Origin of the sequence: Paenibacillus sp. FSL R7-0652 (assembly GCF_038595045.1) — a bacterium.
GTDB lineage: Bacteria > Bacillota > Bacilli > Paenibacillales > Paenibacillaceae > Paenibacillus.
The window spans coordinates 3,879,597-3,904,737 of record NZ_CP152001.1 but is presented as its reverse complement, the minus strand read 5'-3'; the positions used below and the strand labels follow the sequence as shown (position 1 = coordinate 3,904,737).

Annotated in this window: 22 protein-coding genes and 1 pseudogene; 20 read left to right on the top strand and 3 right to left on the bottom strand. The window is 44.4% G+C overall.

What is annotated here, in order from left to right; translation table 11 throughout:
- Window positions 1–52: 52 nt before the first annotated feature.
- The 5 genes from MKY97_RS17195 (at window position 53) to MKY97_RS17175 (ending at window position 5,933) form a co-directional block, all read left to right on the top strand.
- Complete coding sequence (locus MKY97_RS17195; RefSeq protein WP_342551549.1) at window positions 53–595, top strand: hypothetical protein; 543 nt, start codon at window positions 53–55, stop codon at window positions 593–595.
- Between the two features lie 269 nt (window positions 596–864).
- The gene (locus MKY97_RS17190; protein ID WP_342551548.1) at window positions 865–1,173 is read left to right on the top strand and encodes a GMC family oxidoreductase; all 309 of its coding nucleotides are present in this window, start codon (window positions 865–867) and stop codon (window positions 1,171–1,173) included.
- A gap of 702 nt (window positions 1,174–1,875) precedes the next feature.
- Complete coding sequence (locus MKY97_RS17185) at window positions 1,876–3,465, top strand: methyl-accepting chemotaxis protein (protein ID WP_342551547.1); 1,590 nt, start codon at window positions 1,876–1,878, stop codon at window positions 3,463–3,465.
- A 24-nt stretch (window positions 3,466–3,489) separates the two neighbouring features.
- Complete coding sequence (locus MKY97_RS17180) at window positions 3,490–3,915, top strand: chemotaxis protein CheW (RefSeq protein ID WP_342551546.1); 426 nt, start codon at window positions 3,490–3,492, stop codon at window positions 3,913–3,915.
- A 14-nt stretch (window positions 3,916–3,929) separates the two neighbouring features.
- Window positions 3,930–5,933 (top strand): chemotaxis protein CheA, encoded by a 2,004-nt coding sequence (locus MKY97_RS17175; protein WP_342551545.1) that lies wholly within the window; start codon window positions 3,930–3,932, stop codon window positions 5,931–5,933.
- A gap of 150 nt (window positions 5,934–6,083) precedes the next feature.
- Here MKY97_RS17175 and MKY97_RS17170 read toward each other — a convergent pair whose 3' ends face one another.
- Complete coding sequence (locus tag MKY97_RS17170) at window positions 6,084–6,968, bottom strand: LysR family transcriptional regulator (protein ID WP_342551544.1); 885 nt, start codon at window positions 6,966–6,968, stop codon at window positions 6,084–6,086.
- A 112-nt stretch (window positions 6,969–7,080) separates the two neighbouring features.
- Between MKY97_RS17170 and zwf the strand changes: the two genes are divergently transcribed.
- The 4 genes from zwf (at window position 7,081) to MKY97_RS17150 (ending at window position 12,181) form a co-directional block, all read left to right on the top strand.
- The gene (gene zwf, locus MKY97_RS17165; RefSeq protein ID WP_342551543.1) at window positions 7,081–8,604 is read left to right on the top strand and encodes a glucose-6-phosphate dehydrogenase; all 1,524 of its coding nucleotides are present in this window, start codon (window positions 7,081–7,083) and stop codon (window positions 8,602–8,604) included.
- A 43-nt stretch (window positions 8,605–8,647) separates the two neighbouring features.
- Complete coding sequence (gene fsa / locus MKY97_RS17160; RefSeq protein WP_342551542.1) at window positions 8,648–9,313, top strand: fructose-6-phosphate aldolase; 666 nt, start codon at window positions 8,648–8,650, stop codon at window positions 9,311–9,313.
- Window positions 9,314–9,380: 67 nt separating this feature from the next.
- Window positions 9,381–10,799: an NADP-dependent phosphogluconate dehydrogenase gene (gndA, locus tag MKY97_RS17155; RefSeq protein WP_342551541.1), complete on the top strand. Its 1,419-nt coding sequence runs from the start codon at window positions 9,381–9,383 to the stop codon at window positions 10,797–10,799.
- Window positions 10,800–11,077: 278 nt separating this feature from the next.
- Entirely contained in the window at window positions 11,078–12,181 is a 1,104-nt protein-coding gene (locus MKY97_RS17150; protein WP_342551540.1) for a metallophosphoesterase, read from the top strand.
- Window positions 12,182–12,376: 195 nt separating this feature from the next.
- Here the strand turns inward: MKY97_RS17150 and MKY97_RS17145 are convergent, their stop codons facing one another.
- Window positions 12,377–13,393, bottom strand: coding sequence for a hypothetical protein (locus tag MKY97_RS17145; protein ID WP_342551539.1), 1,017 nt, complete (start codon window positions 13,391–13,393; stop codon window positions 12,377–12,379).
- Window positions 13,394–13,601: 208 nt separating this feature from the next.
- Here MKY97_RS17145 and MKY97_RS17140 point away from each other — a divergent pair, with 208 nt between their 5' ends.
- From MKY97_RS17140 to MKY97_RS17105, 8 genes and pseudogenes are all read left to right on the top strand, one after another.
- Window positions 13,602–14,159, top strand: a complete 558-nt coding sequence (locus MKY97_RS17140; RefSeq protein WP_342551538.1) for a hypothetical protein — start codon at window positions 13,602–13,604, stop codon at window positions 14,157–14,159.
- 122 nt (window positions 14,160–14,281) lie between these two features.
- On the top strand, window positions 14,282–15,370 hold the full coding sequence (locus MKY97_RS17135; protein WP_342551537.1) for an acyltransferase: 1,089 nt from the start codon (window positions 14,282–14,284) through the stop codon (window positions 15,368–15,370).
- A gap of 193 nt (window positions 15,371–15,563) precedes the next feature.
- Entirely contained in the window at window positions 15,564–16,124 is a 561-nt protein-coding gene (locus tag MKY97_RS17130) for an AAA family ATPase (protein ID WP_342556371.1), read from the top strand.
- 40 nt (window positions 16,125–16,164) lie between these two features.
- The gene (locus MKY97_RS17125; protein ID WP_342551536.1) at window positions 16,165–16,470 is read left to right on the top strand and encodes a hypothetical protein; all 306 of its coding nucleotides are present in this window, start codon (window positions 16,165–16,167) and stop codon (window positions 16,468–16,470) included.
- Between the two features lie 161 nt (window positions 16,471–16,631).
- The gene (locus MKY97_RS17120) at window positions 16,632–17,471 is read left to right on the top strand and encodes a PRD domain-containing protein (protein WP_342551535.1); all 840 of its coding nucleotides are present in this window, start codon (window positions 16,632–16,634) and stop codon (window positions 17,469–17,471) included.
- A 341-nt stretch (window positions 17,472–17,812) separates the two neighbouring features.
- Window positions 17,813–19,732: a beta-glucoside-specific PTS transporter subunit IIABC gene (locus MKY97_RS17115; protein ID WP_342551534.1), complete on the top strand. Its 1,920-nt coding sequence runs from the start codon at window positions 17,813–17,815 to the stop codon at window positions 19,730–19,732.
- A 57-nt stretch (window positions 19,733–19,789) separates the two neighbouring features.
- Entirely contained in the window at window positions 19,790–21,232 is a 1,443-nt protein-coding gene (locus MKY97_RS17110) for a 6-phospho-beta-glucosidase (RefSeq protein ID WP_342551533.1), read from the top strand.
- Between the two features lie 82 nt (window positions 21,233–21,314).
- Window positions 21,315–21,392: pseudogene (locus tag MKY97_RS17105) on the top strand (RidA family protein); the annotation flags it as partial.
- A 126-nt stretch (window positions 21,393–21,518) separates the two neighbouring features.
- On the opposite strand, the gene MKY97_RS17100 reads toward MKY97_RS17105, so the two are convergent.
- Complete coding sequence (locus tag MKY97_RS17100; RefSeq protein ID WP_342551532.1) at window positions 21,519–22,679, bottom strand: S8 family peptidase; 1,161 nt, start codon at window positions 22,677–22,679, stop codon at window positions 21,519–21,521.
- 198 nt (window positions 22,680–22,877) lie between these two features.
- On the opposite strand from MKY97_RS17100, the gene MKY97_RS17095 reads away from it, so the two are divergent.
- The 3 genes from MKY97_RS17095 (at window position 22,878) to MKY97_RS17085 (ending at window position 24,887) form a co-directional block, all read left to right on the top strand.
- Entirely contained in the window at window positions 22,878–23,399 is a 522-nt protein-coding gene (locus tag MKY97_RS17095) for a GNAT family N-acetyltransferase (RefSeq protein WP_342551531.1), read from the top strand.
- A gap of 17 nt (window positions 23,400–23,416) precedes the next feature.
- Window positions 23,417–23,875 carry an SMI1/KNR4 family protein gene (locus MKY97_RS17090; RefSeq protein WP_342551530.1) on the top strand — a complete coding sequence of 153 codons (459 nt, stop codon included), beginning with the start codon at window positions 23,417–23,419 and terminating at the stop codon, window positions 23,873–23,875.
- Between the two features lie 145 nt (window positions 23,876–24,020).
- A complete protein-coding gene (locus MKY97_RS17085; protein WP_342551529.1) occupies window positions 24,021–24,887 on the top strand; it encodes a Cof-type HAD-IIB family hydrolase in 867 nt (288 codons plus the stop codon).
- Window positions 24,888–25,141: the final 254 nt, after the last annotated feature.

The window sequence follows — 25,141 nt, the reverse complement described above, 5'->3', positions numbered from 1 at the left end:
AGTTGAGGGCGGAAATACAGAGAAACCATTACGTCATATGGGGGAGAACAAAATGAATAAAAAGTGGATTGTTATTATTATTCTAGTTCTGATTGTTGGAGCGGGTACTATTGGGTATGTAACAACAACAAAAGATACATCGGTTGAAACAAAGGAGCCTCAATCTCTTTCTGAAGAATCAAATGATTCTGTGGACTATAATTCAATAGGGGACCTCCCCGAGACTCTTTCATATGAACGTCGGTTAGAAGCGGCAGATGAATGGTATGTTGCTCCACATGGTCCAATTAAACCAGATGGTGCTGGTAAGGTTGCAGAGGTCGAATTTCCTGAAACTCAACCTCATTCCTTGACCGAGTTATTAGCTGAGATGGCAGCAATGTATCGAGGGCAAGAACCGTTTACTCAGGCTCGCATCATTTCTTTTGAATATTTTTCTAAGCTTGAACCGATTTCGAAAGAGATTGAAGAATATGGGACATTGCCAATTCCAGATATAAGCGACTCAGATAACCAGGATATTCGTGCAGTTGATATAGAAAATGCATATAAGAATTTCAGAGCATATGTTAATAAAGTTAAGGGTGCAAATTAATAGGCCGTTCCTTCATTCTAAAGGAGCATCTTCTGTAATTCGTATGGTATATTGGCCATCCTCTGGTGTAATACATCCGACTCATTTTAAGTGCAAAAGGTATGTATGCATCACACTAAAACGATAGTATTAGCAAAAAAACGACTTACATTGAGGGGATGAGTCAGCTGTTAGCGCAGCTCTTTCATGCCACTACATCTGATCCATAAAGAGAAAACAGCCGACTCTCTAAGAGAGTCGGCTGTTTGTTCAGCCTCATGAAGAAAAGGATGAAGACAGCATTTGATGTGTATCATCAAGAGTATGGATTTCCCCTTGATGAAAATCTTCGTCTTAATGAGGCACTCGTTGATCTTTTTGGAGACCACCAAATGGGTACATGTCGAATGGGGGATGATCCACTTACTTCCGTCACGGATCGATATGGTAGAATGCACGATATAAAAAATATATTTATTGCAGACACGAGCGTTTTTCCAACAGGTCTCGGTGTTAACCCGATGATCACTACAGTTGCAAATGCCTTACGTATCGGTTCCTGGATTGTAGAACAATCACGGAGAGGTTCAGAAATATAAGCATACGGACAAGATTGTCCTGACAATTGTTTCAAATCGTTGGTGCACCGTTAAAAGAGTTGGTACGCATTAGTATGACGAAAGCATGGACGTAAGTCCTCCAACAACAATTAGCTTTTGGCTCATTGTTGTTGGAGGACAAGAGCTCAAACAGTTAGATAATTACCAACAAGCCAACTCTTAAGGTTTTCTGAGAAACTGCGATTGAAAAAAAACGCTTGCAATTTTTTTATTAAGAATAGCAGACACAACAATCGATTCGATTCTCTTCAGTTCTTTGCTGAGACTGACTGACTGATGATGGGAGGGTAAGGGGGATAGATGAAAAAATATTAGCCTAATTGTAATGGACGTTAGTCGGAAGAACTATGGACAACAATATAGGTCTACTTCAAAAAAAGCATATGTTACGCCCGGATAATCAATGTAAGAAAGGATCGTAATAATAAGGAAATGTATTTCGCGAAAATGAAATTTTTATCATGCATTTTTGAACTATTAGTGTATTTAACATTTTAAACAAGAGTCTATATAATTATAATTAAAATACATAAAAATGAAATTTTACAAAAATAAAAATTCTCTATTCAGTTTTATAATATTTATGTCGAAATACATCGTATGTTGTCTAGAGAGTGATCCATAGAATGGATTAGCACACTTTTTTTACATAACTGGACAAAGAACTTAGGGGGAGATCAAATGAAGTGGTTTGGCAACTTGAAAACAGCAACAAAGATTATCTCGGCTTTCATGGTTGTATCTATGATTCTTGCGATTCTTGGAGTGTACTCTATCACTACTCTTAGAAGTACCAATGAACGGAGTAAGGAAATGTACAACAACAATTTGATGTCAGTAAGAGAACTAGGCGCAGCGCAGTCGAATTACCAGAGAATGCGGGTTAATATACGTGATCTTAACTATGAAAAGGATGCTGCAGAGCAGACTCGAATTGTTCAAAATATTAATTCCCTTAGAGATACCATTGACAATCAAATCCAAGGCTATCGTCCTCTAGCTACCACCCCCGAAGAATCAGAAATTCTTAGCAAATTTGATAAGCAGTATTCAAATTATATGCAGGTGTTTGACGAAGGTATGAAACTGGCGCAAGGCAATAATGATCAAACATTTTTGACTTTTTTGAAAGCAACACTCAAACCTCCTGGTGATGAAGCGCTGGCAACGTTAGGGAGTCTGGTGGATTTGAACGTGAAACTGGCGGAACAGAACAACACGAAGTCTAAAGAAGCATACTCCAACGCATTCACTGTCACCATGATTTTAGTCATCGGGTCCGTTGTTTTCAGTATTATTATCGGATTCGTAATTTCTCGCTCCATTTCCAGACCTCTTATGGCTATGCTCAGTCTGGCTTCCGAAGTTTCTAACGGAAATCTCACGCTGAAATCTGATATTTCTTCCAAAGACGAAGTGGGTCAACTGGCCTTTGCAATGAACCGCATGGTGGATAATTTGCGAGAATTAATCAATACCATTGTGTTGAATTCACAGAGCGTCGCAGCATCGTCGGAACAGATCTCAGCAAGTACTCAGGAAATTGCAAGCACAAGTACAAGTCAATCGAGTGAGGCTTCCAACATCTCGGAGCTGTTCAAGGAATTGTCTCTGGCCATTAACTCTGTAGCTGCAAGTGCTGAGGAAGCCGCCGAGCTGTCGAATGATACCGTGAAGACTGCCCGAGAAGGAGGTCATGTTGTCCAGACCTCTCTTGAAGGCATGCAGGCTGTGAATACGAAAATGGCAAAGCTTGAAGAGGATTCCCGCAAAATTGGCGACATCATTGAGGTTATTGACGACATTGCTGAACAGACCAATCTGCTTGCACTGAATGCAGCGATTGAGGCAGCGCGTGCCGGAGAGCAGGGAAGAGGTTTTGCGGTTGTAGCTGACGAAGTTCGCAAACTCGCTGAGCGCAGCGGTGAAGCGACGAAAGAAATCACAACGATCATCAAAGTGATGCAGGAAAATACGCGACAAAGCGTACAAGCGGTTTCGGATAGTGTGGCGCAATCGTCCAAAACGGGGCAGGCCTTTGATCAGATCGTTGAGATGGTCAACAATTCTTCGCAGAAAGTGAATGAGATTGCAGCTGCGTGTGAGGAAGAGGCAGCTCAAGCGGCCGAGGTCATGAGTTCGGTTGAATCCATCTCGGCATCCAGTGAGGAGTCGGCAGCGGCATCAGAAGAAACGGCGGCAACCTGCCAATCGCTGGCTCATCTTGCTGAAGAGTTGTCTCGATCTGCCGCGGCTTTCAAAACCCAGTAATTATAACGAATTGAGGGTGAAACGATGTCTTCACTTCAGGTAGAACAATATATCGAACTGTCGGTCGGGGCAGAGACCTGTGCCATTCGTATCGAAGAAATTCATGAAATTATAAAAATGCAAAGCATTACAGATATTCCTTTCAGCAGGCCTGAAATTAAAGGGGTTATGAATCTGCGCGGTAAGGTCGTTTGTGTGATGAGCCTGCGCAGCCTGCTGGGTATGCCGGATGAACGGGACACTCGGGCGACCCGAATCATTGTAGTGCGCTATCAGGAAGAGTATATTGGTTTGATTGTAGATCGAGTCAGGAAAGTTACAACTTATTCGGATATACATCCGCCTGCTGGTGGTCACGGACGTCACATTGAATCGTTTTTTCACGGCATTGGTCAACAGGGAGACAATCTGGTTGGGATTTTGAAGCTGGATGAAATATTGGGCGGTTAGGAGGGAATACACCAATGATGGATTTGTCTGCCTATCGCGACATATTTATTGAAGAACTGAACGATCAATTGGAACGGATGGATCAGTCACTGCTTGCACTTGAACTTTCACCTTCGGTGGAACTGGTGCAGACCTTATTTCGGGCAGCTCATACCATTAAGGGCTCAGCCTCCACGATGGATTTTCGTGAATTAAGTGATCTTACACACGAGGTTGAATATGCCCTGGAGTGGGTACGGTCCAAGAAACCGGAAATAAATGCCCGATTGATTGATACGCTGTTCCGCTCGTTGGATGCGATGAAAGCTCTTAGAGACCAGTATGTGAAGGGAGAAGCATATTCCGATGTTCGTGCGGTAGTAAGAGAGATACAAGATTTGATTCATCAGCCTGTTTCCATTGGGCAGCTTAAACCGCCCGCACTGCAGCTTGCAGCACTCGAACAGATTAACAAAGAACTGGAATTGGGCCAACAGATTTTCGCTATTCGAATTGTATTAAGCTCAGACTGTTTGATGAAAGCGGCGAGATATCATATTCTGCGCAAACGGGTGGAAGATACCTGTGGAAGGGTAATAGCCTCCTCGATTCAGGAACAGGGGGAAGAAGAACGAGAAGAGGCGTATTACAGCCAGTTTGTGATGATTACAGCCTCTTCTCTGAATCAGCATCAGATGGAGATGGCGTTATCCGGGGATTCGGACATTCGAAGCATGGACATCAGCCCGTATATACCGGCAGCGGAGGAGATCGCTGTAACTGCTCAACGGGCAGAATCCGAATTGGGAGCTGCCGTAGAAAAACCCGAATCTCCCGCCCTGCCCCATGATGAAAAAATGAAGTCATCCCAGCCGACCGTACGTGTAAGTGTTGAACGTCTGGACCATCTGATGAATCTCGTTGGTGAACTGCTTATCGATCAAACTTCACTTGCGGATTTGAGCAGTACCGGCGTCCGCAAGGAAGCATCTCCTGTGCTGCAGCGTATTGGCAGCGTGTCCGATCATATGGGCAGCGTGATCAAGGAGCTGCAGGACGGAGTGATGAAAACACGGATGCTGCCTATTGAGCAGCTGCTGAACAGATTTCCGAGGCTGGTGCGGGATTTGTCGCAGAAGCTTGGCAAAGATATTGAACTCGTGATCAAAGGCGGCGAAACGGAGCTGGACCGCATGATTATCGAAGAACTCAGCGATCCCTTGATCCATCTGATTCGAAACAGCGCGGATCATGGCATTGAGAGTGCAGAAGTTCGAGCAGCTCATCATAAACCCGCCAAAGGACGGATCAAGCTGACTTCGTACCATGAAGAGAACCATGTTGTTATTCGTTTCTCGGATGATGGTAAGGGCATTGATGGAGAAAAGATTAAAGCTTCTGCATTGAAAAAAGGCATAATAACGGAAGAGCAGGCCGCGCGTTTGAATGCCCAGGAAGCGGTTCATCTGATCTTTGAGCCCGGGTTTTCGACAGCTTCGACAGTTAGTGATGTATCGGGCCGAGGTGTCGGTATGGACATTGTGCGCAGCCAGATCGGAAGGCTGAATGGCATTATCGATATTGATACGGAGGTAGGTGTCGGCACAACGTTTACGATTCGTTTACCGCTTACTCTGGCCATAATCAAGGGTCTTCTGGTGAACGTATCTGGAAGGGTGCTGATTCTGCCAATGTATAACGTGGCCGAGATTGTACGTATTAAACCGTCGGATATTCAGATGATCCAGGGACAGCAGTCCATTCTTAATCATGGGCGGATTGTACCTTTTTACCGGTTGTGCGACAAGCTGCAGTATCCACGTTCGGATCGTCATTCCAAAACGATTCCACTCGTCATTATTCGTTCCGTCGACAAAATTGCGGCCTACGCCGTGGATGAGATCATCGGGAACCAGGAAGTAGTGATCAAATCGCTGGGCGCGTATCTCGGCGCAATGAATCATCTCTCTGGTGCGACCATTCTGGGTAACGGTAAAGTCGCATTGATTCTGGATGCTTCGTATCTGGTCAGTCATTAAAGCCGGCATACCGTCCATCGTATTACGATAGATTTGGGTTGTCTTTCTTCAAAAGAATAAAGAACAAAGAATAACAGCCTCAAAGGTCCTGATTGGACCTTGGGGCTGTTTATGATGCATTTTTATAATTCCATCGATTAGATTATCCACTTACCCTTTGAAAATCAAGTCCATAAAACGATTGGCCGCAGAAGAGATCGGCATGTTTCGTTTCGTCATAATGCCTACATGAGAAGGAGGGAGCGGAACATCCAGCTGGATCTCGAAGAGAGAACCTTCCTCCAGCTCTTTGGAGATGAATTCACGTGTAACATACGAGATGCCCAGGCCGCGGCGGGCGAATTCGATCAGAAGGTCAACACTGCCGACCTCAATCTCTGGTTTTAATGTGTAATTATAGCTGTTAAACAGTTCGGTTATAGCCATCCGCACCCGGCTGTTCCGGGAGAACAGAATAAGTTCATGTTCGAGCAGCATTTCAAGGGTGAGCACTTTGCCTTTCAATTGAGCATATCGTTCGCCAGCAACAAAACAATCTTTTAGCTGAATGCTCTCTCTCACTTCCAATTGTGGATCCACAATGGGCATGCGGACAACCCCGAGATCGATCTTGCCTTCCTTCAGAAACGTAATGACTTCTGGCGTGGTTCCATGGCTCAGATGCAGCTTGATATTAGGATACTGAATATGAAACTCCTCTATATACGATAACATGTAGTGTTTGAACAGGGAGTCACTGCCGCCGATCCGGAGTTCTCCATTGTCCAAATTTTTCAGCGCGGCCATTTTTTCTTCCGCAAGGGAAATCAAAATTTGAGACTGTTCAATATAGGAATACAGGCTGGCACCCTCCTGAGTCAACGATACACCCTTGGAGTTCCGATAAAACAAGGTGAGTCCAAAGCTGTCTTCCAACTGTTTAATCGCATGACTGACACTTGGCTGCGTGATGTAGAGGGCTTTGGCGGCTTGGGTCAGACTGCCTGTTTTGGCGGCCCAGTAAAAGACTTTATATAGTTCGTAATTTGTTGTCATAGATATCGTCTATAGCTCCTGTGAAATATATTAATTACTTGTATAGCTATAAAACGTATTATAGTGTAACTACAGTAAAGAAACCAGAGTTACTTGGAAGGAGCACGGTAAGATGGAACCAACTACAATCGTTTTATTTGGAGCTACTGGCGATTTAGCCAAAAGAAAAATATATCCTGCCCTATATAATTTATATCTTGAGCAAAAGCTTCCTGAAACCTTCTCCCTAATCGGCATGGGCCGCAGAGAGTGGTCGGATGAATTTTTCCAGGCTCAAGTGGAAAAATCCTTGCATGAGTTTTCCAGACGCCAGGGAGATCATGATTCGGTCAAATCATTTGTGAAAGCTTTTCGATACAGTGTATTGAATATCAGTCATAAGGAAGATTATATAAAGTTACTGCATTTGGTTGAACAAAGAGAGGCTGAGCTTGGTATTCCGTCCAATCGCTTGTTCTATCTGTCGGTGGGTCCTGAATTTTTCGAACCGATCGCAGAAAATATTCAAGCAAGCGGGCTGGGTTCCACGCAAGGTTGGAAACGTCTCGTTATTGAGAAGCCGTTTGGTCATGACCTGCAGTCCGCTCGTGATCTCAACCGCAAGCTCAGTGAATCGTTCACCGAGGAAGAGATTTATCGGATCGACCACTATTTGGGCAAACCGATGGTGCAGAAACTGGAGACACTTCATCAAAGCAACCCAATTATGAAGGCCCTGTGGAACAATCGTTACATCTCCAATGTGCAGATTACAGCCAATGAGACTGTGGGCGTAGAAGAACGTGCATCCTATTATGATCATGTTGGCGCTGTGCGTGACATGTTCCAGAATCATATGCTGCAGATGCTGATGATGATGGCTATTCAGCTCCCGTATAACAGTACTTCCGAAAATGTGGGACAGAAGAAAAAACATATTATGGAGTCCATTCAGCCATTGGAGAAGCAAACCGTTGGCGCAAGCATCATTCGTGGACAGTATGCTGCAGGCAGCATCCAAGGTAAACCGGTACATGCTTATACAGAGGAACCTGGGGTAGCCGAGAACACCATGAATGACACATTTATCGCTGCCAAGCTGCAAATTGATGATTTCTTCTGGCGCGGTGTTCCGTTTTACATCCGTACGGGTAAAAGAATGAAGGAGAAATCAACACGAATTGTGATTGAGTTCAAAGAACCTTCGGGTCAAGGCCATCTGATCAAGAACAATGGTTCGAAGCCGAATCTGCTCGTGATCGAGATGAGTCCGGATCAAAGCATGACGCTGCAGCTGAATGCGAGTGATCCTGAGAACAAAGGTGAATTCAAGCCAGTTCATATTGATCTTGCTCCAAATCAGGGAGATCTGGCAGAAGCGTACGAGAACTTGATTCGCGATGCGCTCCACGGTGATCCCACATTCTTTGCACATTGGGGTGAAGTTGAGTTATCCTGGGCTTGGGTGCAGCCAATTCTGGATGCATTTAACGAAAATCTGCTTCCGCTTCACTTGTATGCTGCCGGAAGTTATGGTCCGGCGGAATCGGATGCCATGTTGGAGGCGGATGGCCACCACTGGTGGTTTGATGAGCCATCTGAGCTGATTTCTCAGGAAGACAGCGATGTTCCGATGGCAGTTAACGGCAGCATCTAATTCAAAAAAAGACAAAACCAAAATAATCGGAGGTAATTCAGTTATGAAATTTTTTATTGATACAGCTAACGTAGAAGACATTCAAAAAGCATATAAAATCGGTGTATTGTCCGGTGTAACGACTAACCCTTCATTGGTAGCCAAAGAAGGCGTGAAATTTGAAGACCGCATCGAAGAAATTCTGAAACTTGTTCCTGACGTGGAGTCCGTTTCCGCTGAAGTAACGCCAGATGCGCTGACGGCTGAAGAAATGATTGCACAAGCAAACGAATTGATCAAAATCAACAACAACGACAAAAACATCACGATTAAACTGCCAATGACGCTTGCAGGTCTGGAAGCTTGCCGTTATTTGACCAAAAAAGGTGTGAAAACAAACGTTACACTGATTTTCACTGTGAATCAGGCACTGCTTGCTGCTCGCGCAGGCGCAACATATGTATCTCCGTTCCTGGGACGTCTGGACGACATCTCCGAAGATGGCGTGCAGCTGGTATCCAAAGTGGCTGAATTGTTCCGTACACATCATCTGGATGCTCAGATCATTGCTGCATCCGTGAGACATCCGGATCACGTTACACGTGTAGCGATGGCTGGAGCACATATTGCTACGGTACCATTCTCTGTTATTGAACAAATTTCCAAACACCCGCTGACTGATCAAGGGATGGAGAAATTTGCAGCGGACTGGAAAAAAACAGTACAATAACAGCCATACGATTGAAAAAGCTTTAACGAAATAGATATATAAATTCATGGAGTATCGGGAGGACATAATGAGTAAACAACAGATCGGTGTTATTGGACTTGCAGTAATGGGGAAAAACCTGGCTTTTAATATTGAAAGCAAAGGTTTCTCGGTATCGGTATTCAACCGTTCACCGGAGAAAACGCATGATCTTCTGAAAGAAGCAGATGGTAAAAACCTGATTGGTACATTCTCTATTGAAGAATTTGTAGCTTCCTTGGAATCTCCGCGCAAAATTTTGATTATGGTGCAGGCGGGTAAAGCTACGGATGCAACCATTGAGCAGCTGCTCCCTCACCTGGATCAAGGAGATATCATTATCGATGGCGGTAATGCGTATTTCCCTGATACACAGCGCCGCAGCAAAGACCTGGAAGCCAAAGGTTTCCGCTTCATCGGTGCGGGTGTATCCGGCGGTGAAGAAGGTGCTCTGAAAGGTCCTGCGATTATGCCTGGCGGTCAGCAAAGTGCGTATGAGCTGGTAGAGCCGATTCTAACAGCAATCTCCGCTAAAGTAGGCGATGATGCGTGCAGCACGTATATCGGACCTGACGGTGCGGGACACTACGTGAAAATGGTGCATAACGGTATTGAGTATGGTGACATGCAGCTGATTGGCGAAGCATATCACCTGCTGAAATCGGTACTGAACGTATCGGTAGAGGAACTGCATGAAATCTTCACAGAGTGGAACCAGGGGGAACTTGACAGCTATCTGATCGAGATCACAGCGGACATCTTCTCCAAATACGATCCGGAAACAGGCAAACCGATGGTGGATGTCATTCTGGATGCAGCTGGACAAAAAGGAACAGGCAAATGGACAAGCCAAAGCGCGCTGGATCTCGGCGTACCTTTGTCCATGATTACCGAATCTGTATTCTCCCGTTTCTTGTCTGCCATGAAAGACGAGCGGATCGCAGCAAGTAAAATCCTGAACGGACCTAAGGCAGAATCATTCTCCGGTGACAAAAAAGAGTTCATCGAGAACGTGCGCAAAGCGCTGTTCGCAAGTAAGATCGTATCCTACGCGCAGGGTTTCGCACAGATGCGTGCCGCATCTGACGAATACGGCTGGGATCTCAAATACGGCAGCATCGCGATGATCTTCCGCGGTGGCTGTATCATCCGTTCGCAGTTCCTGCAGAACATCAAGGAAGCTTACGACAAAGACGCAGCTCTTAAAAACCTGCTGCTCGATCCATACTTCCAAAATATTGTGGAATCCTATCAGGATGCATGGCGTGAAGTGGTGGCCGCTGCGGTAAAACAAGGCATTCCGGTGCCTGGCTTCTCCAGCGCATTGTCCTACTACGACAGCTACCGCACAGAGCGTTTGCCAGCAAACCTGCTGCAGGCGCAGCGTGACTACTTCGGTGCACATACATTCCAACGTGTGGACAAAGAAGGTTCATTCCACTTCCAGTGGATGGACACCAACGAGTAATTTATAAATAAAACACCTCTGCTTCCATCCTATAGAGTTTACTCTGGGGAAGGCGGCAGAGGTGTTTTTTTTGCCAATTAATTTCTAAGAATAGCAGCAGCAATTCAGCATTATCAATTGCTTAAAATTAAATATCACCAAATTGTAATAAAATGTACCTATATTAGCATTGTAATAAGATGCTGGAGTCCCTTGGTTTGCGTTATACTAGTTCAGACGGACATGTGTCCGGTTAATGATGCAGTAAATCACATTAGAACGTGGGGGTCAGGCCAGGCATGTTTGTACTCGTAGGTATTATATTTTTGCTCGTATATGGATTATTAGTTTTCTACATAGGCTGGAGCGGCTGGAGTTGGATGAAACCGGTCGTGTCGGCCAGATTTCGCTGGTTGTATGTTACAGCACTGGTGTTTCTGGCGGTTTCTTTTATTTTGGCGCGGCTGTTCGGCAGCATATCATTTCTCGGTATAATTGGTTCCTACTGGCTGGCGATTTTTTCGCTCTTACTTCTCATTCTGCCGATTGTGCACCTGACGTTGTGGCTGCTGCGGTTAACACGTATCCCGAGGCATCACGCGCATAAATGGGCGGGAGTTGTTACACTTGTCCTGCTTATCTCTACAATGGGCTATGGCATTTTTAATGCGTACTCTCCAGTTGTCAGGCAGTATGCGATTCAGATCGATAAAAAGGTAGAGGGCATCGACAAGCTTAACATTGTTATGGCTGCCGATATGCATTTTGGTCTGCTGTCAGGGCCTGCTCATGCCAAGCGGATGGTACAGGAGATTAACGCTCTCAAACCGGACCTTGTATTGTATCCCGGTGATCTGATTGATGACAATCTGGCGATGTACGAAAAGAGTGGTATTGCCGATATCATCCGTGATATCAAGGCTCCTTATGGCGTATACGCTTCTCTAGGCAACCATGACAAGTTTGATGGACCCATTGAGGATCTGATTGCAGCGCTGGAGAAAAGCGATATGCAGGTGCTGTATGATGACAAAATTACGCTGGATAACAAAATCACGCTGATTGGACGTAAGGATCGGACCGAGCAGGATCGGGCAGACGTCGCCGCGCTCATGCAGAATACCGATTTGAGTCAGCCTGTGATCATGATGGATCATCAGCCCTACGATTTGGATATTGCAGAGCAGAACAAGGTGGATTTGGTTGTATCCGGTCATACCCACCGAGGCCAGATTGCTCCTGCGCAATTTATTACGCAGGCGATCTATGAGAATGATTGGGGTTATTTGCAAAAAGGCTCCATGCATTCCATCGTTACCTCGGGTTTTGGTTTCTGGGGACCGCCCATCCGTACAAGCAGCCGTTCCGAGATTGTACAGATTAACGTTACCTTTGGACAATAAAAACAGCCCCTTCGCGAGATAAGGGGCCTTGTATAGAACAAGCGATTTATACAGTGCTTGATGAGAAATGCTTTCCTCCAACCGGATGGTGCTTGAACCAGCCTTCCTGATTGGAAAGGAGAGCATTTTTTATTAGCCGAGAAAGTAAACGAAAAAGAAAGAAAGGTTGAGAAAATTGCGGTCTATATGCGGCTGTTAGTTCCGTACCCCGTTCACGGGAATTGCTTCAAACGAATAGAAGGTCCCTTTTTTATTGATCTTTCCGATAATAGATGTTTTACCTTTTTTCTTGAAGGTATATTCATTATCTTTAATATGCACGCTGTATCCTTTCAGCTGAAGGCCGAAGATGGATTTTACTTTTGGTGCCGCAGCCGACAATGCTTTACTTTTACTCAGCTTGGGTTTGGCAAATGATTTTTTGAAATCAGCATCATTGTTCCAGTCTTGACCAAGCTCATTTGCAGCCTTCCATACCTTCCCGGTTTCGCTACCGATATCCACATAGTTCAAGTTGCTGTCATCCCGATATTTCCATAGGGTGTCTTTGTTTTCTTTCGTAAGCTGCGCATAGTCAAACGGTTTTACAGGCGAAATGCCAAGGGTTTTGACGGAATTCCGGGCTTTGTTGGTCAATGAAGCATGTGCATCTTTAATATTATATTGAATGCTTGCAGATAATTGGTTGTTGTGATCTACATCCACGTACAGACTTTGTTTAGGACCCCAGATGACCCAATAGTTTTTGAGTCCGCCGTCGTTCACGGCTTGTTTCACACGCCAGAAGGCTTCGGTTTGGAATTTGTTATCTTTATCAAAAGACTTCAGAAATGCTTTTATTTGGGTTCGCAGCGCTTCATCCATAACGCTTTCAAGATCATCAGCCTTGTAAGTGATCAACGTGGAGGTGACTTTTCCCTTTTTGGAATCATACTCTTGTATGATATCTGCTTTAGCTTTTCCTGTCAGCTTGCTGTTAACAATCCAATTCTCAAAAGCGGTTTCTACGGATGTGAATTGAATCGGCTGTTTTCCTGCGATTGCCGTAATTGCATCCGTTAATTGTTTGGTTACCTTTTGATCCAGTTTCAGTGTACTCTGTGTCTCCTGCACTGTAGATACCGGAGCGGGTGCTGCCAATACAGAAGGTGCCGAAGATAACAATAGTGTCATAGAAGCGATCGCTGCGGTGATAGAAACATATTTTTTCATGAGTATTCCTCCTGGTCGATAAGTGTAAGTTTATTAGATATTGCTGCCCGGATATATTTATAAACGTGGATCAAAAGGAAAATGTTGCATGCTGCCTGTTTCTTTTAAAATGAACTTTATGTATCTTTTTATACAGCTCATATGTAAAAAGAATGACTGCATCCCGCCTGAGATGATATACTGTGTTCGTATTGGGGGAGGAATGACGATGACAAAACCGATTATAGCCGTAGATATGGATGACACGATCTGTCATCTGGTCAAGCGGGCGATTTACCATAACAACATAAGCTTCCCGACCCATCCGCTTCAATATGAAGATATGGTTCACTGGGACACAACTCACTTACGTCATCCTGAGAGCACACATGACGTATTTTACGGGCGACCCGGACTGTTCGAAGAGCTGGAGTTATATGATGAGTATGTAGTAGAAGAGATGCGAAAGTTAAACGATGCTTATGATCTGATTATTGTTACAGCGGCTGAACCGAGAACGGTAGGGGAGAAGTGGAACTGGCTGCAGCGGCACATGCCTTTTATTACACTGGAACAGTTTATGACATGCAAACGTAAAAACCTGTTGGCTTTTGATCTCTTGATTGATGACGGGCCGCATAATCTGGTTCCGGCTTTCGAAAGTGGACGAAAAGTCATCTGCATCCCGCATCCGTGGAATAAACAGCAGCGTGAACAGTATGCTTTTCCCCAGATGTCTTCCTGGAAAAATGCAAAATTATTCATAGATAGACTGATACATAAATAATTTGTCGAAAAATGATAGAAATTAAGATTGTAATCTCCTCGCCAGCTGATTAAAATAAGATTTGGAATCTGGATTGCAGCCGGAAACTATCTTTCATATCAGAGACAAGCGAGGTTATATGTATGAGTCAACCCGTTAATCGACCCCGGCGTATAGAGTATCTGGATCTATACCGTGCAATCGCCATTATGGCAGTTGTAGCTATTCATGCAACATCAACAGCCGTTGCGCATTATCCGAAAAACACGTTTGATCATGATTTGTTTTACTTTTGGAACACATTTTTGCAATTTGCAGTGCCGGCCTTCTTATTTTTGTCTTCCCTGGTTTTGTTCTATAACTATAGTGTCAAGATGGACGAGAAGGGCTGGGTAATGTCCTTCTATAAGAAGCGCATGTTTTACATATTTGTACCATACGTGGCATGGTCTCTAATCTATTTTGTGATTAAAAAATGGATTGCAGGCAGGGAGCCACTGGCAGAGAGCATGCAGTTGGCGAAGCAATTGGTGCTGGGGACTGCCCATACTCATTTGTACTTTTTTTTAATTATTCTTCAATTTTACATCGTATTTCCTTGGCTGCTTTCTTTGACAAAACAACCTTGGTTTAAGCGGTATATGCCTTTGTATTTTATAGCGGGTCAAGCACTTTTTTACGCATTACATTTGAAATTTCAGTTCGAACGAACAGGCAGTATGCTTCCGAGTTATTTCATCGTAATCGGATTCGGAGCCTGGATTGGACTGAACTTTGAATGGATGATGAAAAAGGTGGTTCATTTCCGTTATGTACTGCTGGCCGCACTTATATCCGGAGCGGCGATTTCCATGTATGCCGCGGACGACATTAAGACAGCATTGATGGAATGGCCGACGGTGGCCTATATCGTGCTGTTCCTTATACGAAATATATTCACCCTTTCTGCATGCTTAACGCTTCTGATTCTGAGCGAACGAGTGGGTACAAGAGAGCGAAGAAAGGAATATAGAGTGTCTCGATTTGCGGACTCATTGGGCACGGTGGCATTTGGTATCTTTTTAATCCATCCTTTAATTTTACTGTTTTGGAGACAGGGACTCACCGATGATTTTGCCCGCCATTTCGGCCTTGGTATTGTATTATCTTACATTGCAGCACTGCTTCTCTCCTGGTTGTGTGCCGTGGGTCTCCGTCGATTGAAATGGGGATGGGTCCTCATCGGACGGTAGTTAAGTCTAATTGGGCTAGAAAAATAGGTGAATAAGTATAAAGAGATTTCAAGCTCCTCTTGTGGGGAACTTGAAATCTCTTTTTTATTTGAGGCATAACAGGTATGATGAATTAATGTCCAATAAATATAATTTATGGATGAAAACGCAGTACTGCTGAGCATATAAAGACATCTGGCGAGGGGGAAACATGTTGAAACTGGTTATTATTTTTGGGCCGCAGGCCGTGGGGAAAATGACTGTTGGACAGGAATTGGAGAAAATCTCGGATCTCAAGTTGTTTCATAATCATATGACCATTGATTTGGTATCGCCTTTTTTTAGTTACGGCACTCCGGAAGGGAAGCGTCTGGTCGGATTATTCAGGGAGGAAATGTTTCAGGCTGCTGCCAAAAGCGAGCTGCCCGGCCTTATTTTCACTTATGTATGGGCCTTTGATCTTGAACAAGACGGTGCTTACATTCGGCATCTTACCGACATGTTTACGGCTCAGGGTGCTGAGGTGTGTTACGTAGAGCTCGAGGCAGAAGTATTTGAACGGTTGGAACGCAACAAAAGTGAGAATCGGCTGCAGCATAAACCGACGAAAAGAGATCTGGCATGGTCTGAACAGGATTTGTTGGATTCCATGAACGATTACCGATTAAATTCCGAACCGGGTGAGATTACACATGAACGTTATCTTCGGATAAATAATACAAATATAAGTCCAGATCAAACCGCACGATTAATCCAGAAGTATTTCAGTTTGTAGTATATGACAACTCACCAGATCACCCAAAAGGAGGAGACGAATGTACTTTTTAATGCTTTTATTGGTTGGTGCAGTTTTGTGTATATTGTTTCCATATGGGCCGATTATTGTAGGTGCGATCATCTTTGCAGTAGTCATTGACCAGTACAGACAGACCCAGTATATGCGTGAGGACATTCAGGCCATTAAAAATCATTTGAAATTAATGAAAAAGGAAGAGTCAGAAGAGTATGAGATGGAACAAGCTCTCAAGGAGGTAGATGGGATGTCGTCTGAGAGAATGGAAGTCATTAACCGCAAGATTGAGGCAGAGTTGGAGCGAGACCGCCGCAATAAAAAACGGTGATAACTCTTTGAAGAACAGCTCGAAACGGTTTATGTTGCATAAACCAGGGAAATGTAATACCATGAACGCACATATAAGTTTACATTGATGAGATAAGGGCATGTCCAGTAACCTCAAGACGCAGGTATGGTTTGCCTTTTTCTGTATATTGGAGTGATGAAGTGAAGATCGAGAAGGTGTTAAACAATAATGCGGTAGTTGCCATCAAGGATGAACAAGAGGTTATTGTTATTGGTCGGGGTATCGCTTTTCAGAAAAAGGCGGGTGATCTGATCTCGGACCAGCATGTTGACAAGATATTTACTTTACAAAATGAAGATATCCAGGAGAACTTTAAGGCATTAATCGCAAGTATCCCGCTTGAGTATATGAAAGTGTCTGAGGAAATTATTGCCTATGCAAAGCTGAAGCTTGGCAAGAAGTTAAACGATAGCATTTATTTGCATCTGACGGATCATATTCATTTTGCGATCGAGCGGTATCGCAACAATCTGCCGATTCGGAACGGTTTGTTATGGGAAACGAGGCAGCTGTACAAGGACGAGTATGAGGTCGGGCTTGAGGCGTTAAATATGATCTGTGATCAGTTTGGCGTACTTCTGCCGGAAGATGAGGCCGGATTTATGGCGCTGCATTTTGTGAATGCGGCACTGAACGAAGAGATGCCTAACATTCGCAGCATGACGCAGGTTATGCAGGAAATCCTGACTATAATCAAATATCACTTCAAAATGGACTTTGATGAGAATTCGCTGAACTATACTCGTTTTGTTACACACCTGAAGTTTTTTGCACAGCGGCTGGTTAAGGGAAAACACTACAGGAGTAACAATGACGAGGAATTGTTCCAAATGATTCAGAAGAAGTACCCGGATGCATATAAGTGCTCTGTTAAAATCAAGAAATTTATTGAAAATAACTACACCTATCAACTGACTGACGAAGAATTGATGTATTTGACAATTCATATTGAGCGTGTAGTTCATTCCACATCTGAGTAATCATACGGTCTGAATGCATATTTTTAAAAAAAGCTTGCAAATGTAGTTCAGATGTACTATGATGATCCCAAGAAGTAAGCGCATACATCATTAATCGGATTGTAACTGTTCAATCAGGCAACTCCGGCCGTGAGGTCCCAGGATTGAAGATGATGCTGCTAATCAATCCAATTATATACCAATGTGTACAGCCTTACAGGGTTGCAACCGTTAAGGGCAAAACCTGAATTGCTGAATAACATAACTGATTTCCGGATTTCCGGTACGTTATGCTTGTTCAGTGGTTCAGGTTTTCTTTGTTTCACAGGCATGGGGAGTCTACTCAGAGAGGAAGAATGACAATGAGCAGCTACGATCAATTAGCAAAAGATATTCTGTCACGTGTAGGTGGTCGCGAGAATGTAAACAGCGTATTCCATTGTGTGACAAGACTGCGCTTCAAACTGAAAGATGAGAGCGCTGCTAAAACGGAAGAACTGAAAAATCTGCCAGGTGTAATCACCGTTATGCAGAGCGGAGGACAATATCAGGTTGTAATCGGCAACGAAGTGCCGGATGTGTATAAAGCTGTGGTGAAAGCGGGCAATTTCCCGACGGAAGGACAGGTCGAGGAAGCTGCGGATGATTCAGGTAAGAAAGTAGGATTGTTCAGTCGATTTATCGACATGATCTCGGGTGTGTTCACACCGCTCCTCGGATTGCTGGCAGCAACGGGGATGATCAAAGGTTTCAACGAGATGTTTGTGGCCTTCGGCTGGATCACACAGGATTCCGGTACGTATCAGCTGCTGAAAGCAACCGGTGACTGTCTGTTCTACTTCTTCCCGATCTTCCTGGGTTATACGGCAATCAAAAAATTCGGTGGTTCGCCATTCCTGGGTATGGCCATCGGTGCTTCTCTCGTATATCCAACGCTGGCGGGGCTTAAAACAGGCGATCCGCTGTATACACTATTTACAGGCACATTGTTTGAATCGCCAATTCATATTACGTTCCTGGGTATGCCGGTTATTTTGATGGAGTACTCTTCATCCGTTATTCCGATCATTATCGCTACATTTGTAGCTGTAAGACTTGAAAGATTCTTTAAAAACGTAATTCCGAAAGTAGTAAGCACATTCCTTGTACCGTTCTTTACTTTACTGGTTATTGTTCCGGCAACTTTCCTGGTCATTGGTCCGATCTCTACATGGGCAGGACAGTTAATTGGTGCTGGAGCAACCAACATTTATGAATTAAGCCCGATCGTTACAGGATTGATTATCGGCGGGTTATGGCAGGTATTCGTATTGTTCGGACTTCACTGGGGACTGGTTCCGGTTGCGCTTCTCAATCTCAGCACGTCAGGCGCTGATCCAGTTGTCGCGATGTCCTTTGCCGCCTCATTTGCTCAAATTGGTGCAGTACTTGCGGTATTACTGAGAACTAAAAATACGAAAATCAAAACACTTAGTATTCCAGCTTTTATCTCGGGTATCTTTGGTGTAACTGAACCCGCTATCTACGGAGTTACACTGCCGTTGAAAAAACCATTTATTATGAGCTGTATTGCAGGTGGTATTGGAGGCGGAATTCTAGGATATGCCGGTTCAAAAATATATATGATTGGCGGACTTGGCGTATTCGGTTATCCAACTTTTATTAACAAAGAAAGCGGATTGGATTCTACATTCTACATGGCAATTGTTGCTACGCTGGTTGCGTTTGTACTTGGTTTTATTCTGACGTATATCGTTGGTTTCAAAGATCCGGTAGAAAAAACGACTGCTCCAGCACCAGCGCCTGTGCTTGATCCTAATCCTAACAACCGTTATGAAATTGTAAGCCCGATGGCGGGTGAAGTGGTTGAACTGAAAGAAATTAATGATGTTACGTTTGCTGGAGAGCACATGGGTAAAGGTATTGCCATTCGTCCTGTTAGCGGTAGAGTTGTATCGCCAATCACGGGTGTTGTGCAGACGGTATATCGGACCAAACATGCGATTGGCCTTGTCACAGATGATGGCGTAGAGATGCTCATTCACATTGGTCAAGATACAGTGCAGTTAAAAGGGCAGCATTTTACGGCCCACGTGAAAGACGGTGACCGTGTCAACGCAGGTGATCTGATTATGGAGTTTGACCTGCAGGCCATTAAAGATGCGGGATATGAGACCGTTACTCCGATTATTATCACCAATACGTCCGATTATCTGGACGTGGTCCCTACTAAAAGTGCAAGTGTGAACGAGAAGGATAAGCTGCTTACTGTGCTGAGCTAATTTCAGCTTGATCGAATCGAATTCTGAACGCTTGTTATGCATAGGAGGAATACTTCAATGTTTGAAAAAATGAAGGCCTTCCCGGAAAATTTCCTCTGGGGAGGCGCAACAGCTGCGAATCAGCTGGAGGGTGCTTATCTTGAAGGGGGAAAAGGGTTAACCACGGTTGACCTGATTCCCATTGGACCTAATCGTTATCCGATTGCACTCGGTAACCTGGATTCGTTTGAACCCAAAGAAGGAGAGTTCTATCCTTCACATGAAGCAATTGATTTTTATCATCGGTATAAGGAAGATATTGCGTTATTTGCAGAAATGGGATTCAAGTGTCTCAGGCTTTCGATAGCCTGGGCACGAATTTTCCCGAATGGCGATGATGCAGCGCCCAATGAAGCGGGACTTCAATTTTATGATGATGTCTTTGACGAGCTGCTGAAGCACAACATTGAACCCGTTGTAACGATCTGTCACTTTGATGTACCTGTGAATTTGGTGAAAAACTATGGTGGCTGGAAAAATCGCAAGATGGTCGGTTTTTTCGAAACCTACGCCAAAACTTTATTCAATCGATATAAGCACAAGGTGAAGTACTGGATGACCTTTAACGAGATTAACATGCTGCTTCATCTACCATATATCGGCGCAGGTATTGTGCTTCAGGAAGGTGAAGACAAGGAGCAGGTATTATATCAGGCGGCTCACCACGAATTGGTTGCAAGTGCGCTGGCCGTTAAAGCTTGTCACGAAATGGTTCCGGATGCTCAGATTGGATGTATGCTGGCTGCGGGTATGGTCTACCCTTACAGCTCACATCCGGAAGATGTATGGAAGGCCATGGATAAAGACCGCGAATCGTTTTTCTTCATTGATGTACAATCCAAGGGAGAATACCCCGGTTATACGAAACGTTTTTTCAGGGAGAATAACATTCGCATTGAGATGCAACCGGAAGATGCCGACATCTTGAAGCAGCATACCGTCGATTATATCGGGTTCAGCTACTATGCCAGCCGGTGTACAAGTGCTGACCCGGAAATCTTGAAGAATTCCACAGAAGGCAATGTGTTTGGTTCAGTGAAGAACCCGTATCTGCAAGCATCGGAATGGGGCTGGACGATTGATCCCAAAGGGCTTCGTATTACGTGCAACCAGCTGCATGACCGCTATGGCAAACCGCTGTTTATTGTCGAAAATGGACTGGGTGCATCTGATGTACTGCTGGACAATGATACCGTTGAAGATGACTATCGCATTGAGTATCTGAACAGCCATTTTGCCGAAATGGCCGAAGCGATCCAGGATGGTGTAGAGCTTATTGGATACACCAGCTGGGGGCCGATTGACCTGGTCAGTGCAGGTACGGGCGAGATGAAGAAGCGGTATGGCTATATTTATGTAGACAGAAATAACGATGGAAGCGGAACATTTCGCAGAGTAAGAAAGAAAAGCTTTCATTGGTACAAAGAAGTTATCTCGAGTAATGGAGCACAGTATTTCTAAATCAAGTTCTTCCTGTGTTCTTATGATCGTATGAGTTTGACCCATAAAATAGAATTTAATATAATTTAGTAATATAGAACATCTTGTCATTGGATATATTACGGCACTAGGTCTACCCGAGATTAAAATTGAGATTGAAATCTGGGCAGCAAAAGTATAACACGAAACGGCATTAACTGTATAAACCATGGAGCGCTCCGATACAGGAGGTCCATGGTTTTTTAACACATTTGATTTGGGAAGCAAAAAGCAGTTGTTCTCTGCATGGAGTGACTGGATGGAGCGTTTAAGGTACTTGAAGGCTTTGATAGGCATTCAGCCGCCCGTACGTCCAATAGATCCCGGAACCGGAAACAGGGTCTGAAGCAAAACATAGTGCATCCCGGATCTGGGCATTGGTTCTGCCTTGAGCTGCGAGCAAAGCAGCAGCGCCTGCAACTTGTGGAGCTGCCATGGAAGTTCCACTTAGATAGGCGTAGGAACCCCCGAGGTAAGTGGAGAGAATGGAATCACCTGGTGCAGCCATATCGACCCAGGATCCATAGTTGGAGAAGTTGGATTTCAGATCGGACGAGTTGGTGGACGCTACGGCAATGACGTTGGGGTAAGAGGCGGGCACAACGGGAAATGACGTATTATCATTACCTGCTGCCGCAATAATGACGGCTCCGCGGTCCCAAGCATACTGCACAGCAGCCTGGAGGAAAGCATCTCCTGCTGGACCGCCCAAGCTGAGATTAACGACCTGTATGCCATTATTGGCTGCAAAAACAAGTCCGTTACCCACATTGCCAATGGTACCTTGACCGTTGTTATCCAGCACACGAATGGGCACGATGGAAGCAAGAGGGGCTGTACCCGCAATGCCTACACCGTTATTCGTAATGGAAGCGGCAATGCCTGCGGTATGGGTTCCGTGACCGTTTCCGTCTTCAGGGATGCTGTCATAATCAACGTAATCGTAGCCCGGCAGGAGCTTGGCCGCAAGTTCGGGGTGGTTTAACTGAACACCTGTATCGATGATAGCAATTTTAATTGAGCTGTTACTTTGATTGAGGTCCCATGCAGCAGGGGCATTGATTTTAGTCAGATTATACTGGTAGGGGAAGAACGGATCATTCGGGATAAATGAAGCTTCTACAAGGTAGTTTGGATGAACATGTTCAACAACGTCATGACCCTTGTACTTTTTGAGCATGCGGTGCATTTTTTGACGTGATTCTATTCGATACCAACCGAGATCCTCATATGTTTCAGCGACTTTACATTTGTTTTTGCGATGAAGGGTGTGCATCTGATCTGGTGTTGTACCTTCCTTAAACCTAATCAGCAGCTGATGGGGCGCGTGAGGATCGAATTTGCTGGCTGCTCTTTGATCAGTATAACGAAGGGTGAACCAGATGAAGATCAACATCAAAACGGCTGCAGTACCAAGCCATACCCACATTGGTTTCCCCCCTTTCCCAGTTTAGATTGTGATACGCCTTATCGTATGCGGAGTCTATCAGAATGCGCGGGCCTTCTCTCAAAATGGTCGGGAGTATAGACGGATTGATAGTTTTATTTGATTCGTATGGATAGGAGGGGCTGAAGTTGTTAAGAAGAAAGCGGCATCTCCAAATGGAGAATGAAGGGAAGTGACTTTTTGACAGAAGTTAACACCAAAGTTGTAGTAAGGCCTGTCCAGTCCCACGAGATTGAGGAGGCGATTGAGTTTGCCATGCGTGTACGCGGTGAGGTATTTCCCATGATAGATCCGAGCGTATTGCCTAAAGACTTTCAACAGTTTACCGAACATTATCTGCACCGGGAGGATGCCGTTTTTCTGATTGCCCGATTAGGCGAAGCAGGCATTGTTGGCTCCATCGGTATTGTTCCTTATGATGGACGGATTGAGGTTATTAAAGGCAGGTACTCGGATAACGCTGCAGCGGAGATTGTCAAATGTTATGTCGATCCTGCTTATCGCAGGTACGGCATCGGTTCACTGCTGGTTCAGGAGCTGGGGCGGATCGTAACCAAAATGCGCTATACCACGTTATACCTGCATACCCATCGTTTTTTGCCTGGAGCCGTTGATTTCTGGGAGCGACAGGGATTTACGTTCATTGCGGAAGAGCAGAATGAATGGCAGATTGTGCATATGGACAAATTCACAAACATTTAGATCGGAGAGATGTAGGGATGTACACGAGTCTGATTGAAAAATTGAAACATACCAAGGCTGTAAAGTGGTTTCCAAATCATCAGGTGCAGGAGAGCTGGATTGTTGAAGTCGAGCAGGAGCTGGGTTTTTCATTACCGCCTTCCTACCGATGGTGGCTTCTAAATTATGGGCAAGCGATGTTAAGCGGGACAGGGATTCTAACCATTACTTCATCAGAGCACAGAGAGTACACGGATACGGACATTCTATATATCTACAGACTTGCAGATGAGCAGGCAAAGCAGGAAGGAAAGCTGGAACTGTTTATCCCGGACGAGGATGAATATTATTATTTTGATACACGAACAACGGATGAACTTGGAGAATTTAAGGTGATGCGTCTGGATTACTTTAATGGGGAACCTGAAGTGTATGCGGATTCATTTGCTGCATTTTTAGAAAAATTAATTGATCAGCGAACACCTCGAAATCCATAGTACTGTGTACTGCGGTCTTTGTGAAAGATACGAGAATACACTCGTGATATGGTGAAGCGGGCAGTTGTTAACAGAGAGTAGATCAAAAAGAATATTCAACAATATCATAAGATCATCGTAGAGATGCATACGGGGGTATAACGAGATGGACAGTATCAAACCCAAAATTGTATTTATTGATATAGACGGCACATTGGTAGATGATGACGGCAGCATTCCATTGTCAGCGCAGCAGGCATGTAAACAAGCGCGCAAGAACGGACATCTGCTTTATTTGTGCACGGGCCGCTCCAAGGCTGAAATCTATGATTCGATCTGGGAGATTGGCTTCGACGGTTTGATTGGTGCGGGCGGGGGATACGTAGAGTATGGCTCTGACGTGTTATATCATAAAAAAGTAACTGCCGAAGATGTTCGACATATGGTCGATTTCTTTAATGAACACGGCATTGACTTTTATCTTGAATCCAATTCGGCACTGTATGCAAGCACCCGTCTTCAAGCTCATCTGGAACGCCGCATTTATGGTGATGTGGATAACGATCCGGCTGCCCGGGAGAAAAAAGAGACCAAACCTCACCCGTTTATTGCCGGGCTCACGTATGGTGAATCGGATCTGTATAAGGAAGACGTCAACAAGGTATGTTTCCTGGAAAGCCCGATTGTTCCGTTTGAACGAATCAAACAGGAATTTGAAGGCAAGTTCGAAGTGATTCAGTGCACCGTACCTGTTTTTGGAGAAGGCAGCGGGGAGCTGATGATCCCGGGAATTCACAAAGCGATTGCCATTGCTGACCTGCTCGAACATCTGGGGATGTCACGTGAAGATACAATCGCGATCGGCGACGGGATGAATGATGCCGAGATGCTGGAATTCTGTGCTGTAGGTATTGCTATGGGCAATGCCAAGCCAGGGCTGAAAGAGATCGCTGATGACATCACGTACTCCGTAGAAGAAGACGGATTGTATCATAGTTTTGTGAAGCACGGGTTAATTGAAGCAATGGAATAAAGAGAACCATACAATTGGATTAGAGCAGGCAGAATAGGCATCTCCTTCACTGGAGGTGTCTATTTTTTTTCGATCTATAAGGGAGCAAAAATGGATATGTTTTGTCATGAGTATGTAAAATCCACTCGTTAAAAAAACTATTTTTTACCATATAGTAACAATAAATTTCTTGAAATAACATATATTTCTATGGTAAAATTTTGCAAGAAATATGTGTAACTAATTAGATAAGTCTCATAGAGATGATTCATTTG